The sequence below is a fragment of the Arcticibacter sp. MXS-1 genome (genome assembly GCF_041902385.1).
Lineage (GTDB): Bacteria > Bacteroidota > Bacteroidia > Sphingobacteriales > Sphingobacteriaceae > Arcticibacter.
Map to the genome: position 1 here is coordinate 3,020,551 of NZ_CP169244.1, position 17,724 is coordinate 3,038,274.

General features: G+C 47.6%; 9 protein-coding genes and 1 pseudogene. All 10 read left to right on the forward strand.

Going from position 1 to position 17,724, the window contains the following annotated elements:
* The first annotated feature begins 13 nt into the window (after nucleotides 1–13).
* The 10 genes and pseudogenes from ACES2C_RS12995 (at nucleotide 14) to ACES2C_RS13040 (ending at nucleotide 17,707) form a co-directional block, all read left to right on the forward strand.
* Complete coding sequence (locus ACES2C_RS12995; protein WP_374163524.1) at nucleotides 14–1,981, forward strand: glycoside hydrolase family 97 protein; 1,968 nt, start codon at nucleotides 14–16, stop codon at nucleotides 1,979–1,981.
* Nucleotides 1,982–2,074: 93 nt separating this feature from the next.
* Nucleotides 2,075–3,109, forward strand: a complete 1,035-nt coding sequence (locus ACES2C_RS13000) for a LacI family DNA-binding transcriptional regulator (protein ID WP_374163525.1) — start codon at nucleotides 2,075–2,077, stop codon at nucleotides 3,107–3,109.
* Nucleotides 3,110–3,319: 210 nt separating this feature from the next.
* Nucleotides 3,320–6,379, forward strand: a complete 3,060-nt coding sequence (locus tag ACES2C_RS13005; RefSeq protein ID WP_374163526.1) for a SusC/RagA family TonB-linked outer membrane protein — start codon at nucleotides 3,320–3,322, stop codon at nucleotides 6,377–6,379.
* A 185-nt stretch (nucleotides 6,380–6,564) separates the two neighbouring features.
* Nucleotides 6,565–7,997, forward strand: a pseudogene (locus ACES2C_RS13010) (RagB/SusD family nutrient uptake outer membrane protein).
* A gap of 544 nt (nucleotides 7,998–8,541) precedes the next feature.
* Entirely contained in the window at nucleotides 8,542–9,090 is a 549-nt protein-coding gene (locus ACES2C_RS13015) for a reverse transcriptase domain-containing protein (RefSeq protein ID WP_374163527.1), read from the forward strand.
* Nucleotides 9,051–9,800 (forward strand): reverse transcriptase domain-containing protein, encoded by a 750-nt coding sequence (locus ACES2C_RS13020; protein ID WP_374163528.1) that lies wholly within the window; start codon nucleotides 9,051–9,053, stop codon nucleotides 9,798–9,800. Before ACES2C_RS13015 ends, ACES2C_RS13020 begins: the two co-directional genes overlap by 40 nt.
* 213 nt (nucleotides 9,801–10,013) lie before the next feature.
* Nucleotides 10,014–10,688 carry a basic secretory protein-like protein gene (locus ACES2C_RS13025; RefSeq protein ID WP_374163529.1) on the forward strand — a complete coding sequence of 225 codons (675 nt, stop codon included), beginning with the start codon at nucleotides 10,014–10,016 and terminating at the stop codon, nucleotides 10,686–10,688.
* A gap of 59 nt (nucleotides 10,689–10,747) precedes the next feature.
* Complete coding sequence (locus ACES2C_RS13030; protein WP_374163530.1) at nucleotides 10,748–13,048, forward strand: GH92 family glycosyl hydrolase; 2,301 nt, start codon at nucleotides 10,748–10,750, stop codon at nucleotides 13,046–13,048.
* Nucleotides 13,032–15,143: a glycoside hydrolase domain-containing protein gene (locus ACES2C_RS13035; RefSeq protein ID WP_374163531.1), complete on the forward strand. Its 2,112-nt coding sequence runs from the start codon at nucleotides 13,032–13,034 to the stop codon at nucleotides 15,141–15,143. Before ACES2C_RS13030 ends, ACES2C_RS13035 begins: the two co-directional genes overlap by 17 nt.
* A 269-nt stretch (nucleotides 15,144–15,412) precedes the next feature.
* Complete coding sequence (locus ACES2C_RS13040; protein WP_374163532.1) at nucleotides 15,413–17,707, forward strand: GH92 family glycosyl hydrolase; 2,295 nt, start codon at nucleotides 15,413–15,415, stop codon at nucleotides 17,705–17,707.
* Nucleotides 17,708–17,724 lie beyond the last annotated feature (17 nt).

Sequence of the window (17,724 nt, forward strand, 5' to 3'; positions counted from 1 at the left end):
AATTATAAATCAGATGAAAATAGTAAGGACAGCCCTTGCCGTTACTCTGGCCCTGAGTTGTTATTCGCTTGCCGGCCAGCAGAAGTATCAGATCTTATCACCCGACAAGTCGATTGCAATAAACGTATCCGTGTCGGACAGCATTTACTACAATGTCTCCTTTCAGGGAAAGGAGCTGGTGAAAAGATCCGGGCTTTCTATGCGCACCTCTTTTTCTGAGGGGATAAAATGGAAGGTGAAAGGGGCAAAGACCTCCGCTGTCAACTCAGTGCTAAAGCCTTTGGTGTGGCAAAAGAGTAGTGAACTGCGCGACCATTATAATCAGCTGCACCTTGATTTTTCTAACGGTCTTGCCCTTGAGTGGCGGGTGTATGATAATGGAACCGGCTTCAGGTGGCTTAGCCAGAACAAAGGTGCCTATGTCGTTCAGGAGGAAAATGCCTCTTTTAATCTGGGTAAGGAGGGACGGTCGTGGTATCCTCAGGAAGATGACTTTTATTCGCATAACGAGCGTGCCTATCGTAACTACAGGCTCGACAGTATTGGCGGTGATAAACTGGCCAGTCTGCCTGTTCTCTTTGAGGTGAAAGGGACAAAGCTCTTACTTACAGAGTCTGACCTCTTCAATTACGCAGGGATGTGGGTACGAGGAAACCAGGGAGGTGAGGGTGGGGTGCACGCTGTATTTCCTCACTATCCCCGCCAGAAAAAGGTCACCAGTGACCGCGATGAAAGGGTGGAGGCCCGTGAGGAGTACATTGCAAGGATACAGGGGCCGCAGACTTTTCCCTGGAGGATTATGATGATCGCGCGGTCTGATAAGGACATCCTTACTAATCAGCTTGTTTATCAGTTTGCCCGGCCCGCCTCCGGTGATTTTAGCTGGGTGAAACCCCGTAAGGTTCAGTGGGACTGGTGGCACTACAATAACATATACGGAGTCGACTTTAAGGCCGGAATCAATAACGAAACGTATAAGTACTACATCGACTTTGCTTCGAAGTACCATATTGAGTATGTGCTTCTTGACGAGGGCTGGTGCGATACGCGCGACCTGATGAATCAGTCCCCAGGCATCAACGTGAAAGAACTGGCCGATTATGCCAGAAGTAAAAACGTTGACCTTATCCTCTGGACGAGCTGGCTTGTTCTGGACAAGCAGTTAGATAAGGCCCTTGATCAGTTCGCTAAATGGGGAATTAAAGGGATCAAGGTCGACTTCATGCAGCGCGATGACCAGGATATGGTGAACTATTACGAAAAGGTAGCAAGAGCGGCAGCAAAAAGGAAACTGCTGGTCGACTTCCATGGTGCCTACAAGCCAACAGGATGGATCAGAACCTACCCGAATGTGCTCACTTCCGAGGGCGTTCTGGGCAATGAAATCAGCAAGTTTGCGGCCTCCGTTACTCCTGATCATACGATTACGCTCCCTTTCACCAGAATGGCCGCAGGGCCGATGGACTTTACGCCGGGAGGCATGTTGAATGTGCAGAAGGATGCCTGGTCCGCTAATCCTGCAGAGCCAATGACCTTAGGAACACGCTGTAACCAGATGGCGATGTACGTCATATTTGAAAGCCCCCTGCAGATGCTTTGTGATATCCCGACTCACTATTACAAAGAGCCTGAATGTATGGAGTTCCTTGCCGCCGTTCCGGTTCAGTGGGCCGAAACAGTTCCTTTGGAAGGGAAAATAGGAGATTACGTGGTGATGGCTCGCAAAGCAAAAAATGGCGACTGGTATCTGGGGGCGATGAACGACTGGACAGCCAGGGACTTCAGCCTTAACCTCAGCTTTCTGGGCGACGGAAAGTATAAGATGATGATCTGGAAGGACGGACTAAACGCCGACCGAAATGCGCGTGATTTTAAGACTGAGACAATTGACGTAGTGAAAGGATCAAAAATAAAAGTCTCTCTTGCTTCGGGCGGAGGATATGTTGCAAGGCTGATCAGGGTCCCCGATAATACGAAATAGTGTACTTATTACAGTTTTAAAAGCTTTCAAATCGGGCCGGAGTAGCGTGAATATATTATAAACGCTATCTTTGATTTCAAGTTAACTTTTATAGTGAAAAAGAAACTATCCATCAATGATATCGCCCGAAGCCTGAACATTTCGGTTACCACCGTCTCTTTTATTCTGAACGGAAGAGCGGCAGAAAAAAGGATCAGTGAAGAACTGGTTGAGCGGGTGCAGAAATATATCGCAGAAGTAGGGTATAAGCCTAATTCTCTGGCCAGAAGTTTGCGCACAGGTAAATCGAACACCATCGGGCTGATGGTAGAGAATATCGCTAACCCCTTCTTTGCCAACATCGCCCGCCTGATAGAAGATAACGCCTATAAAAATGGGTACAAGATCCTGTACTGTAGTACGGATAATGACACTGAAAAAACGCGGGAACTTATTCACATGTTTCGCGAAAGGCATGTTGACGGCTATATCATTGCGCCGCCCGAAGGAATAGAAGACGATATCAACAACCTCCTGCAAGCAGGATCTCCTGTAGTTTTATTTGACCGGAAGCTGAGCGGGGTAGAAGCTGACTTTGTAGGAATTGACAACTATGGGAGTACTTATAATGCCGTCAGGCACCTTGTTGCAAAAGGATATAAGAACATCGGCTTTATCACGCTTTATTCTCTTCAAAGCCAGATGCAGGAACGGCTCCAGGGATACGAGACGGCCTTGTCTGAAAATCAGCTTAACCAGCATGTCAAGGAGATCCCCTACACCAACAGTCCCGAGGAGATCATTAAGCATGTAACCGCCTTTCTGAAACGAAAGAAAGAGCTTGACGCCGTTCTCTTTGGAACCAATTACCTCGGAGTAAGCGGACTCCGCGCTATCTATGAACTGGGTATCAATATCCCTTCTGACCTGGCAGTCATTGCGTTCGACGACCACGACGTGTTCCAGCTTAGCAACCCTTCGATTACAGCCATTACACAACCTATCAAAGAAATCTCGGAAGAAGTAATTAGTCTGCTGCTAAAACGACTTAAGGTGTCTGGGCGAGAAAAAAACCACAGTCGGTGGTTCTCAAGACATCTCTTCATAATCGTCAGTCCTTTCCCCAATAGGCACTGGTTTATATTTTAATTTTTTGACAATCAGGGTATTTGTTGGGAGAGGATGCACTTTTTGGTCTCGCCTACACATCTACAGTCACTCAGTTGTGGAAATTTTTTTCTTGAAACTTTGCTAAATCGTTTTTCTTTCCTAGCTTTAGAAGTATGAATATCTGCCGTTAGACCGACCAAGTCCAGCGTTGTCACTCTTTTCAATTATCAACCACTTAATAATCATTTTATGAAACAATCAAGTACACAAGCCACATTTACTAGCCAGGGACGACGGCCAAGGGGCGGCGTCCTTCTGTTTTTTATCTTTTTCCTTTTCTGTTGTGCTGTTTTTGCCGACACCGACAACGGTAATGTGAAAACGGCGTTAGAAGGCAAAAGTTATTTTTCTTCAACAGGGAGCGATATTAAAGTGAGCGCAAAAGATGTTGTGGTTACAGGGACAGTAAAAGATCCTGAGGGCCAGCCCTTGCCAGGCGTTTCCGTGAAAATTAAGGGGGCGAAGAGTGGAACCTCGACAGATGTGAACGGGAACTTTAGAGTTTCTGTGTCGGGACCTCAGGTCGTCCTCGTCTTCTCGTTTGTTGGCTTTCAGACGCAGGAGGTGCGGGTAGGAAACAGGACTGTCATAGAAGTTAAATTAGCAGCAAAAAACAATACCCTTAGTGAGGTAGTAGTGGTGGGCTACGGAACTCAGACAAGAGAGCAGGTAACTGCAGCAGTTGCCTCGGTGAAGCAGGAGGACTTTAATGCGGGAGGAGTAAGGTCGCCCCTAGACTTGATTCAGGGAAAGGTCGCTGGGGTAAGTATTACCCGGACACAGGGAAACAATCCCAATGCAAGCGCGGCCGTCCAACTACGTGGGGTATCTTCGTTAACCGGATCCCAAAGTCCTTTAATTGTAATTGACGGTATTCCCGGAGGTAACCTTGATCTTTTGCAGCAGGACGACATAGAATCGTTCGACGTTCTAAAGGACGGCTCGGCGGCAGCGATTTATGGAACCAGAGGGAACGCAGGCGTAATTCTGATAACCACAAAGAAGGGAAAGGCTGGAGATCCAACCTATGAATATTCTACATATTTTCAGCGGGAAGCAGTTGCAAAGAGGCCCGAGATGCTTTCTGCTGAAGAGTTTAAGAGCCTTGTTGCTGCAAGTAACGATCTAGGCAGTATCACAGACGTCTACGATATGTTGATTAACAAAGATAACTTAAGCCAATACCACAACCTTGCTGCATCAGGAGGCTCACCCAAAACTAACTATAGGGCGTCCTTATATTATAACGACGCACAGGGAGTAGCAAAAGAGAACGGAAGAGAGCAATATGGAGGGAGGCTGAACATAAATCAGAAAGGGCTCCAGGACCGGCTGGCGTTGCAGACCAACTTTGCAATTAACCTCAATAAGGCGAACTTATTGGGTGGAAGTACAGGCGATTTTGAACAGTCTATACAACGGAACCCTACCGCTCCCATTTATAACCCTGATGGTACCTTTTTGGAAACCAGTGCATTTAATAATTATAATCCAGTAGCGCGCTTAAATCAGGAGCTTTCCGAACGAAATCAGCAAACCTTTTCGGGGGATGCAAAGCTGACACTCGACGTATATAAGGGATTACGCGTGTCTGCTTTTGGAGCCCTGATAAGGGATTCGTATACTGACAGGCAATATATCAGCCGAGATGCTTTTACTTCCAAGCGCAATTACCAGGGAACCGGATATGCGTCGAAATTTAACAGACTGGATCAAAATTACACATTTGAAACTACGGCAGATTATTCTAGCACGATTGCTGATAATCACTCGGTAAATGCTGTCGTCGGCTACAGTTATCAGTATTTTACGAGAGAGGAATCGAACCTGAATAACTCCGGCTTTTTAACAGACGCTTTCCTCGACTGGAATATCGGCGCCGGGAATGCGATAACCAACACTCTTCTTCCTCGCCCGGGTCTCGGTAGCTTTAAAGAAGATAACACTTTGATCGCTTTTTTTGGTCGGGTTAACTATTCTTATCGAGAGAAATATCTTCTATCAGCGATTTTAAGAAGAGAAGGATCCTCGAGGTTCGGAGCGAATCACAAGTGGGGTAACTTTCCCGCACTTTCCCTTGGCTGGAATATTTACAGGGAGGAGTTTATGCAGAACGTTAAGTTTATTAATAATCTCAAAGTCAGGGCAGGCTATGGTGTGACAGGCAATCAAGGAATCCCTAACTATCAGTCCTTGATCACCCTGGGCACAGGGGGGCAATATTTACAGAATGGAGTGTGGTTCCAGACTTACGGGCCATCTCGCAATCCAAATCCTGATTTAAGGTGGGAGAAGAAAAAGGAGTTAAACGCAGGAATCGATTTTGCTGTTCTAAATAATATAATTAGCGGCTCAATCGACCTTTATAGCAGAAAGACAACCGACCTGCTGCTGGGCTATACAGCTCAAGTCCCTCCATATGTTAATAATTCTATATATACAAACGTTGGTACGATCTCAAACAAGGGGATAGAGGTAGTCCTTAGCGGAAGTCCAATCAAGAAAAAGGACTTTAAATGGAATATCGATGCAACCTTCAGCGCCAATAACGACAAGCTATCGAAATTGTCAAACGACGTTTTCAAAGCTACATTCCTCGAGCGATATGGTCTGCCTTCGCCGGGTAACTTAGGCAACGCAATGAGGATTGAGGAGGGACAGCCGTTCGGCAATTTTTATGGTAAGCGGTTTGCTGGGTTCAACGAGCAAGGTAAGTGGCTCTTTTATAAGAAAGACGGCTCTGCTGTGACAGCCGACAAAATCAATAATGAAGATCTGGGCGTAATAGGTAACGCTTTGCCCCGTTACTACGCTTCTTTGAGTAACACTTTTACCTACAATAACTTTGATCTTACTGTATTCTTCAGAGGAAAATTTGGGTATAAAATTCTGAACACTCAGGATCTTTTCTTCGGGAACAAAGCTTGGTTGCCAAATAACCTGTTAAGGAGCGCTGTTACTAAACACTCACAGTTAAATGATGCGCCTCAATACTCTGATTACTACCTCGAGCCAGGGAGTTTTGTCAAGCTTGATAATCTCACATTGGGTTATAACTTCAGGTTAAAGACTAACTACATCAGAACTCTGAGACTTTATGCTACCACCCGAAACCTAATTACAATTACTAAATATTCGGGCTTGGATCCCGAGTTACAGGATGTGGGCTTCGATGAGGTCGGGGTAGATACAAGAGGATTTTACCCCAGGACCCGCTCTTTTACACTAGGTTTAAAGGTTGGTTTTTAATGCGATATCTTATGAAAAAGAAAATAGGAACAATATTTATCTCTTGCGCTTTAGCGCTAAACTCATGCACCAATTTAGACGAAACAATATATAACGGCATTGTCGCCGATAACTTTTACAAGAACAGGACCGAGGTAATGGCTGCAGTTCTTCGGCCGTTCACTCATGCGAACGCCTGGGCTACTATGCAGGACCGGCAGGGATATTGGAAGGCATCTGAATTAAGTGCAGATCAGCTAGCCTGGCCTCAGAAGGGGAGACACGGGTATGACGGGGGAGTTTGGATTCGTCTTCATAATCATAGTTGGACACCGACAGACAATACGGTGAGAGAACCTTGGGAATTAATTTGGGGAGGAATTGGTTTTTGTAATAATACAATAGCCGATTTGGAAAAGGTTGATTTTACAAAGATTGGCATGACCGAGCAGGATAAGGTTTCTATAATAGCTGAAACGAAAGTGTTGCGGGCATGGCACTATCTTAAGCTGCTTGATATGTACGGGAATGTGCCTGTCGTAACAACTGTTGCAACTCCTCTAAATCCCGAGACGAAGCCACGCGCGGAGGTTTTTGCTTTCATTGAAAAAGAGGTAAAGGATAACGTGGAGAGTTTACAGCCTCTTTCGCCCTCGCTTGTTGGTCGGATAACAAAAGCGGCCGGATATGCGATGTTAGCCGAATTGTACCTGAACGCAGAAGTATGGGCAGGGACACCGCGTTGGGATGACTGCGTAGCGGCATGTGACAAAATTATCAGCGGCCAAGCAGGGGGACTAGACGGCGCTCCTGCACTAGACCCGGGTATCTACGGTCCTTTTAGTGTGGACAACGATAAGTCTAAAGAGAACTTGTTTCAAATCGCTTACGATTTCAAGAACGGAAACTTTAGACTGCCGTTTGAAGGGATCTTTTGGCATTACCGGCAAAGAGAGATTAATGGAGCGGACCGTGATGGCAATAACGGTATTGTCGTTATTCCTACCGCATTTGATGCGTACAAAGACAATGATTTAAGGAAGCAAAAATGGTTCCTTATTGGCCAACAAAATAAGTTTGGCACAGACCAGCCTGTATTAGGAACGGAGGAGTATAACAACAAGCCGCTGGTTTTCGTGAAGGAGATAAGGAGAAATAGTGAAGGTGAGACCGGTCCGGGAGGAATGACAAGGGGCGAGGAGAATAGTGGTGCCAGGTTCAATAAATACCAGGTAGGTATGCCAACTGATGCTAAGTATTGGAGCAACGATTATGTCCTGTATCGTCTTACTGAAATTTATTATAATAAGGCAGAGGCTCTTATGCGAAAGAATAGCAATGAGGCAACCCAACAAGTTGTTGATCTCGTAAATCAGTGTAAACAGCGGAGGTTCATGGCAGCCGACTGGGCTGCGGAACAGTACACTACAGCAAGTCTTACAATGGACGAATTTCTTGCAGAAAGAGGCCGGGAGTTTATATTTGAAGGAAAGCGAAGAACCGATTTAATACGTTTTGGTAAGTTTGTTACTGCCAGCTGGTGGGACCATACGCCCACAGAAAAAATAAAGAGTTATTCCCGATTCCGCAAACGCAAATAGCAATTAATCCGAACTTAAAGCAAAATCCGGGTTATTGAGCGCCATGAACGATTTGCGCAGCAAATCGGTGCTGTTTGAATGATGATGGTAGGTCCATCGGTATCGGCTTACAGGAACAGGTATCAAACCGCTGCTAAGTTGCTTTGGTAAAGAGCCAAGGTGGGAAGCGTTAGCAGAAAAGGCATCACAGAGGTGTCAGGTAAGTATAAAGAAGACGAATGAAAATGAACTGCCGAAGAGGCGTCGAAAGGATTAGATGATGTCAAAAGTAAAGTACAGTATCACTTTATTATCAGTTGGGAGGACAACCTGTTTACTGTCCCGGCGGCATCCGGCGTATAGGCAGCGTGAGCTTTATACAGGCATTCAAACGGAACTTGGGAACCTGTGGGAACGATGCGAAGAGAAAAGGACAAGCGGAAGAACCCGCAAGTCCGAAAGTATCGATGCGTTCCACAGGGGCAGAGCCACCCGTAGTAGTGATGACTGCTTTGGAAACATAGCAAGAGCGAAGGGGGGCGTTATCAGGCGCTGTACATTAATAGAAACTGTTTAAGGGGCAACCTACAGGAGGTATAAGATATGTACAGGCCAAAACCAAATTGTATTTCGAGAAAGTCGGTGCAGGAAGCCTACTTGAAGATCAAAGCCAATAAAGGGGCAGCAGGTGTAGACCAGATGAGCATGGAAGCTTTTGAAAAAGAGCGACAGAAACATCTGTATAAGCTCTGGAACCAAATGAGTTCCGGCAGCTACATGCCCCCTTCAATCAAGTTGGTGGAGATACCCAAGAAAGATGGCGGTAAAAGGCCATTAGGCATACCCACCATAACCGACCGTATCGGACAAGCGGTAGTAGCGGAGAAATTGGGAAAGGTGGTCGACAACCTTTTCCATGATGATTCCTACGGCTACCGAGCTAGGAAATCTGCACTACAGGCAGTTGCCAAAGCACGTGAAAGGTGCTGGGAATATCACTGGCTGCTGGATGTAGATATCAAAGGGTTCTTCGACAACATTCCGCATGACTTGCTTATGCTGGCAGTGGAGAAACATGCAGAGGAGCAATGGATGGTACTGTACATAAAAAGATGGCTGGTAGCCCCTTGCGACTGGAAGACGGAACAATAGTACCACGGACGAAGGGTGTGCCGCAAGGCTCCGTTATCGGCCCGATACTATCGAACCTCTACCTGCATTACGCAATGGATATGTGGCTGATGGCCAACTATCCTGACCTTGCATTCGAACGCTATGCGGACGATGCGGTCATTCATTGCAGAACCGAAGGACAAGCCATCCGCTTAAAGGAGTTATTGGGCAAACGGTTGAAAGATTGCGGGCTGGAAATGCACGAAGACAAAACAAAAATAGTCTTCTGCAAAGACAGTAACCGCAATGCGAAAACGCCAAAAATAGTGTCGTTCGACTTCCTTGGTTACACGTTCAAGCCCAGACAGGCACAGAACAGCCAGCGAAAAGAAAACTTCACTTGCTTCTTGCCGGGAGTAAGCACAAAAGCATTGACAGCAATGAATAAAAAGCTGAACGAGATGCCGATACTGCGCACACCGTGCATTGAGATAGAAGAAGTTGCCAAAACAATAAATCCTGTCCTGCAAGGTTGGGTCAACTACTACGGGAAATTCTATAGTGCAAAGCTAAGAAGCTTTATGCAAAGAATAAACGCAAAGCTGGCCAACTGGGCAATACGGAAATACAAAGGGTTAAGAAGCAGTGTGACCAGAGCAATGAAGTGGGTAAGCAGTTTATACAACCGCAAACCCAACCTGTTCGCTCATTGGACATTCGGCGCAAAACCCAAACTGGAATATAGATAACGGGAGCCGTATGCGCGGAGACGTGCACGTACGGTTCTGAAAGAATCTCAGGCTGAAATGCCTGGGTTTACTTACTAGCACTATGTTAATGAGAAAGCAGGGACTCCATCCGTTCCTGCTCTCTTTTCTCTCTTTTTTCCTTGTAAACTTTTATTGCTAAAACGATTTTTGAAAAAATATCGTTAGATTGCCTTTGTTATTTAACTCCGATCTATGTTAAAAATAACGTCATTTCTCCTGGTGTTGACACTAGTCGGCGCCGGTACTCTTGCTTCTGCTCAAGAGTCGCAGCCAGTTAGGCAAAAAGGCTATACCCTTCACTTCACGAGTAACGATCCGGCACTTAACGCCGATGTAAAAGCGCGGATGATCAGGACCTTCTTTGAGGTCTATCCCAGGCTGGCAAAGGAGTACAATACCAAAACACTTAAGGAAGTTACTTTTCTGGTCGACACTGCCTACAAAGGTGTGGCGGCAACATCCGATGGAAGAGTGGTGTACAGCTCTCACTGGCTCCGCATTCATCCGGAAGACATCGACGTAGTGACTCACGAAGTGATGCACATTGTACAGGACTATGGTGATACCAACGGGCCCGGATGGCTTACTGAGGGGATAGCCGACTATGTGCGGTTTAAGTTCGGCGTCGACAATCAGGGCGCAGGCTGGGCTTTACCTCCCTACAAGGAGGGGCAGAGCTACCGGAACAGTTACAGGATCACTGCCCGCTTCCTTCACTGGCTGGAGACGAAAGGCCATAAAGGGATCGTCAGGAAAATGGATGCGCACATGCGGGCCCATACTTACTCTGACGAGCTGTGGGCAAAATATACCGGTAAGGACCTCGATGGCCTCTGGTCTCAATATGTTGCAAATCCCGATATCTAGGATCTCAAAGAATATATTTCTTATCTTAACAAAGCTATCTTTCATAACCACCTTATACTATGACAAGGAAACTTCTGGCGATGGCCCTGATCTTCTCTACATCAAGCCTTCTCGCGCAAAATGTTACACAGGTAACCAATCCTGTTGATTATGTTAACCCCCTGATGGGAACTGCTTCTCATCCGGGTTTATCCAACGGCAACACCTATCCTGCAGTCGCCGTTCCCTGGGGAATGAACTTTTGGACCCCTCAAACGGGAAAGATGGGCGACGGATGGGCCTACACCTACGACGGCGAGCGGATCAAAGGTTTTAAGCAAACCCATCAGCCATCGCCCTGGATGAACGATTATGGACAGTTCTCCATCATGCCCGTAACCGGCAAGCTGCGTTTTGCAGAAGAGGACAGGGCCAGCTATTTCTCGCACAAGGCGGAGGTATCCAAACCGTACTACTACAGCGTCTACCTGGCCGATGCCGATGTGACCACTGAGTTAACGCCAACAGAGCGCGCAGCCCAGTTCCGCTTCACTTTTCCTAAGTCTGACAGCTCTTACATCGTGATCGACGCATTCGAGAGTAAGAAGGATGAATCCTATATCAGGATCATTCCGTCTGAAAGAAAGATCGTCGGTTATTCTACACGATATAGCAGGGGGCCTCTCCCTAATTTTAAAAACTACTTCGTTATTTATCTCGATAAAGACTTCACGCTGAGCAAGACCTGGGATAAAAAGGATCTGAAAGATGAACTTGAATTGAAGTCTAACCATACCGGAGCGGTCATCGGCTTTAAAACTGCCAAGGGCGAGAAGGTTCACCTGCGGGTTGCTTCTTCGTTCATCAGCATTGAACAGGCCGAATTGAATCTCAAAAGAGAACTTGCCGGCGACAGCTTCGATGCTACCCGTCAGAAGGCAAGAAACCTGTGGAACAAGCGTCTCTCTGCTATTAAAGTTGAGGGCGGCTCAATAGACCAGGTTCGCACGTTTTACTCCTGTCTGTACCGCACATTGTTCTTCCCTCATAAGATGTACGAGCTCGATGCCAATAACAAAATTGTGCACTACAGCCCCTACAACGGAAAGACACTGCCAGGGTATATGTATGCAGGGACTGGCTTTTGGGATACCTTCCGTGCTCTTTATCCATTTCTCAATCTTGTGTATCCTTCTATTAACAAGGAGATGCAGGAAGGTCTCATCAATGATTACAAAGAGGGCGGATGGCTGCCCGAGTGGTCAAGTCCCGGATATGCAGACATTATGGTCGGAAACAACTCTGCTTCTGTAGTCGCCGATGCCTATATCAAAGGACTGAGGGGATATGATATTGAAACTTTATATCAGGCTCTGATCCACGGTGCCAACAACGAGGGGCCAATGACGGCTGTCGGGCGTAAAGGAGTAGAGTACTACAATACGCTGGGCTACGTGCCTTACGATGTCAAGATCAATGAAAATGCGGCCCGTACCCTTGAGTATGCTTACGACGACTTTACCATCTATCAACTTGGAAAGGCGCTCGGCAAACCTAAGTCGGAGACAGATGTATACGCCCGCCGTAGTCAGAACTACCGCAACCTCTTTGATCCTTCAACCGGTCTTATGAGAGGCAAGAACAAAGACGGAAGCTTCCAGTCGCCTTTTAACCCGTTCAAGTGGGGCGACGCCTTCACTGAGGGAAACAGCTGGCACTACTCCTGGTCTGTTTTTCACGACGTTCAGGGGCTGGTTGACCTGATCGGAGGAAAGGATAAGTTTGTAACAAAGCTCGACTCTGTTTTCTCAATACCTCCCGTTTTTGACGATAGTTACTATGGTGGTGTGATTCACGAGATCAGAGAAATGCAGATTGCCAATATGGGCCAGTATGCACATGGTAACCAGCCGATCCAGCATATGATCTATCTGTATAACTACGCCGGTGCTCCATGGAAGGCACAGTACTGGGTTCGCGAAACGATGAACCGGATGTATAAGCCTACGCCCGACGGGTACTGCGGTGACGAAGATAACGGACAGACTTCTGCCTGGTATATTTTCTCGGCATTAGGCTTTTACCCCGTTACGCCAGGCGTTGATCAGTACGTGCTCGGCGCCCCTCTGTTCAAAAAGGCCACCTTGCAGCTGGAGAACGGCAAGAAGGTGGTGATTAGTGCGCCTGATAATAACGACGCGAACCGCTATGTCGGTACCATGCAGTTTAACGCCAAGCCTTACAGCCGTAACTGGATCAGCCACTCGGAGCTCCAGAAGGGAGCTGTGCTGAATTATAAAATGTCTTCTTCTCCAAATAAGACAAGGGGGATCAATAAAGCCGACTTCCCTTATTCTTTCTCTAATGACACGAAAAAATAAAATAACGCTCCCGACAGCACTGCTCATAGCCCTGCTGTCGGGAGCTTTTATGCTCTATCCTGCACACCTGCGTGCTCAGACCTTGCCCGCAAGTAAACCCGGGGCCGACTATACCAGCCTGGTTAATGTGTTCCTGGGAAGTTCCGGTGATCACGGGCAGATGTCGCCGGCGGCCTCTTACCCCTTCAGCATGCTGAGTATCGGGCCACAGACCTATCCGCATACCCACACGGGATATGAGTACAATGCAAAGAAGTTCCTCGGTTTTACACACAATCGTTTTGAAGGAGTAGGATGCACGGGAAGTGGCGGCATCATCCTTATTAAGCCTTTCCTCGGGCGAAACGCCGGTGGAGACCTCGTCAGGACCTCTCAGGCAGCGTCCCCCGGATATTATGCTGTTTCGTTTCAGAACGGAATAACCGCTGCTTTTTCAGTATACGGCAAGTCGGGCATGCATAGCTATCGCTTTCCCGGCGGGGAAAAGGGGTTTTACATTGACCTGAGCCATAGTTTGTCAAATAGCTTTGTGGCCGAGGAGCATCGCATGGAAGGACGTGTCTTAAGCGGATGGGTCGACTCTAAGACGACCTGTCACGCTGGGAAGTACCGGCTTTACTATGCCCTGGAGTTTAGTCAGCCCGTTTCACTGAGCGATAGTTCCGCACACCGTTTACTGGCTCACCTTCCCGCCGCTTCGCAGAGTGGTGTTGAGATAAGAGTAGCGCTTTCGTCTGTGAGCGTTGAATATGCAAAAGCTGCTCTGTATGCTGATTCATTTCAGTCGATGGCTGAGAAAAGTAAGGCCGACTGGAATGCGGAACTGAGCAAAATCAGGGTAGACGGCGACGCTGAGCGCACCCGCCTTTTCTATTCTTTGCTGTACCGCACCTTGCAGTCGCCCTACACGATCAATGAAACTGACGGTACTTACAGAGGAACAGACGGGAGCCTGCAGCAATCCAAAAGCAAGCGGTACAATGGATGGGCTGTTTGGGATAACTATCGTACCCAGCTGCCTCTTCTTTCGCTTGTCTATCCCGAGCGGTTCCAGGATATCTCTGCTTCGCTGGCGGGCCTGTACCAATACGGTAAAAGGGATTACGCTACCCAGAATGAACCCTCAAACACGGTGAGGACCGAGCATACGATCGTGGTTCTGCTTGATGCCTTACGCAAGGGCTATCGTCTTAATTTGTCTCCCGTGCTTGACTCCCTGATAAAAGAGGTAGATGGTCTCGACTTTTCCAGACCAGACAAAGCGCTGGAGTCGAGCTATGATGCCTGGGCACTGAGCGAGATCCTGGCCATTTTGAACAAGAAAGAGCTAAGTATGAAGTACCGGCAGAAAGCGCTGTCGTACAAAGATTACTGGAATAAAGACTTTCGCGATGTTACACAGCCTGATGCCGACCGTATGCAGGCAAGAGGGCTTTATCAGGGGACCATCTGGCAGTATCGCTGGTTTGTGCCCTTCGACGTGAAAGGGTTGATCGGCCTGTGCGGTGGTGAACAGGCTTATACCAAACAGCTGGATGAGTTTTTCCGTAACGACTACTATAACCACGCAAACGAACCTGATCTGCAGGTGCCGTTGATGTACAACGCTTCGCCTGAGCCCTGGAAATCGCAGGAGCTCGTGCACCGGCTTGCTGTAGACACGGTGGTACAATATTACTTTAATGACAACAGCCGGGGCATAGATCCTTTTGTAGACCGCATTTATCAAAACAAGCCGCAGGCTTACATCCGGACAATGGATGATGATGCAGGAGCGATGTCCGCCTGGTTTGTCTTTGCCTCGTGCGGCATTTCTCCCGCTTGCGTGGGATGGCCCGTCTATTATCTCAATGTGCCGCTTTTTCCGTCGATTGAAGTAGCCATGCCCGGAAACAAAACGTTCAGGATCAGGGTCGAGGGCTATTCTCCCTCAGCCAGGTATATTGATAGGGTGATACTCAACGGAAAGCCCCTGGATAGAAATTATATAACCCACCAGGAGTTGTCAGCAGGCGGCCAGATAACGGTTTACGCATCAGAGAAGCCCAATATCTCCTGGGGAATTAAGCAACAATGGATATCGCAATTCAAATAAAACACTCATGAGCTGCACGCACAGACGGAGAATAAATTTGATTGAGTGTTCTTTGTGACCATTAAAAAACAAATACACTTTCACAAAAAACATTCATGAGCTGCGCTCTCAAACGGGGATGAAACTTGAATGAATGTTCTTCTTGTCCTTAAAAATAACAAATACACTTTCAAGAAAAACACTCATGAGCTGCACGCACAAACGGAGAATAAATTTGATTGAGTGTTCTTTGTGACCATTAAAAAACAAATACACTTTCACAAAAAACGATGAGATCTTTCTTTGCTCTTATAACAGCCTTGTATTGCTGCTCCGCCTTGGCGCAGCAAAAGAATAGCGAAAGCCTGATTCAGTACGTCAAGCCTATCATCGGCACTGAGAAAATGGGACACACCTTTCCCGGGGCCACCGTGCCCTTTGGGGCGGTACAACTCAGTCCGGATACTGACACCATTCCGTACGAGATGAATGGAAAGTACAATAAAACGGTGTACAAGTATTGCGCGGGCTACCAGTATGATGATCCGACCATCGTCGGCTTTAGTCACACGCACTTTAGCGGTACGGGTCACTCAGACCTTGGCGACTTTCTCATCATGCCTACAACCGGCAAGCTCCAGCTGAATCCGGGAACTGAAGACAATCCCGCCAGCGGCTATCGCTCAGCTTATTCGCACCAGAATGAGGTGGCCGAACCGAACTACTACAAGGTAAAACTCGATGATCATAACATAACGGCTGAGCTGACCACCAGCCTTCGCACCGGCTTCCATCAGTATACCTTTCCCAAGTCAGATGATGCACACATCATTCTCGACCTGATGGCCGGTATCTATAACTATGATGATAAGAACGTGTGGACCTTTGTGCGGGTAGAAAACGACACGCTGGTGACCGGCTTCAGGCAAACCACCGGCTGGGCCAGAACCCGTACCGTTTACTTTGCTATGTCATTCTCGAAACCCTTTACCGAGTATGGCATGAAGGACTACTCAAAGGCGCAGGTTTACCGGGGCTTCTGGCGGAAGTTTGATCAGACCCGGAACTTTCCTGACCTCGCAGGCCGGCAGCTCCGGATGTATTTTAACTTCCAAACCACCGATCAGGAGAAGATCAAAATTAAGTTCGCTCTTTCACCTGTCAGTACGCGCAACGCGATTGAGAACATGAGGGCAGAAATCCCGCACTGGGACTTTGACCGCGTGAAACGTGAAGGGCAGGAGTTGTGGAACCGCGAACTTGCCAGGATCAGGATCCAGGCCTTAGGCCGGGAGGACATGATCAATTTCTACACCGCCATGTATCATGCCGCCCTCATGCCGACCGTTTACATGGACGTGAACGGAGAGTATAAAGGGCTCGACCAGAACGTGCATAAAGCCAGTGGCTTTACAAATTATACGTCCCTGTCACTCTGGGATACATTCAGAGCTTTCCATCCCTACCTCAACATCACCAGTCCGTCGCGCAACGCCGATATAGTCAGCTCCATGCTTGCTCACTATGATCAGAGCGCGCTTAAGATGCTTCCCATCTGGTCGCACTACGCAAACGATAACTGGTGCATGAGCGGCTATCATAGCGTCTCGGTTATTGCCGACGCAATTATAAAGGGCGCTTATAAGGGCGACGCCAATAAGGCGCTGGATGCCTGCGTAGCTACCGCCCGCCACAGAAGTTACGAGGGAATCGGGGAATATATCGACAGGGGTTACATCCCCGCCGACAAGAACGGAACCTCTGTTTCTTCCACATTGGAGTACGCATACGACGACTGGTGCATTGCTCAGCTTGCCAAACGACTGAACAGGGACGATATCTATAACGAGTTTATCAGGCGGTCGGGCAACTGGAAGAATGTATACGACCCAGCTATCGGCTTTATGCGTCCGAGGATGTCAGACGGCTCGTTTAAGAAGGACTTTGACGTGTTAAAGACGGATGGCCAGGGTTTCATCGAAGGAAATACCTGGAACTTCAGCCTGTATGTACCTCACGATCCGGAGCAGATGATTAGTCTCATGGGAGGGAAGAAAAAGTTCGTTTCTCATCTCGACTCGCTCTTTACGATGCATCTGCCTGATGAGTTTTTTGCTGAAACCGAAGATATTACGCGGGAGGGGATCATCGGAAATTATGTTCACGGAAACGAGCCCTCACACCATGTGGCTTATTTGTATAATTGGACAGACGAGCCCTGGAAGACACAGGAGCGCGTTAGGATGATCCTGAAGAAGCAGTATCATAATGGGCCAGCAGGACTGGGTGGTAATGACGACTGCGGCCAGATGAGTGCCTGGTACATCTTTAGTTCCCTTGGTTTCTATCCTGTTGCACCGGGCTCAGACCGGTATTGGCTTGGCAGTCCTTCGGTCAAATCGGCAACGATCACGCTCGAGAATGGCAGCACACTGAATATTCAGGCTGTAAATCAAAGCGCGAAGAACGTGTATGTCAGCAAGGTTTTGCTCAATGGTCAGCCGCTCGGCAGAAGGTACCTGACGCATGATGAGATCATGAAGGGTGGTACACTCAGTTTCTATATGTCATCTAAAGTAAAATAAATTTGCTAAAACGTTTT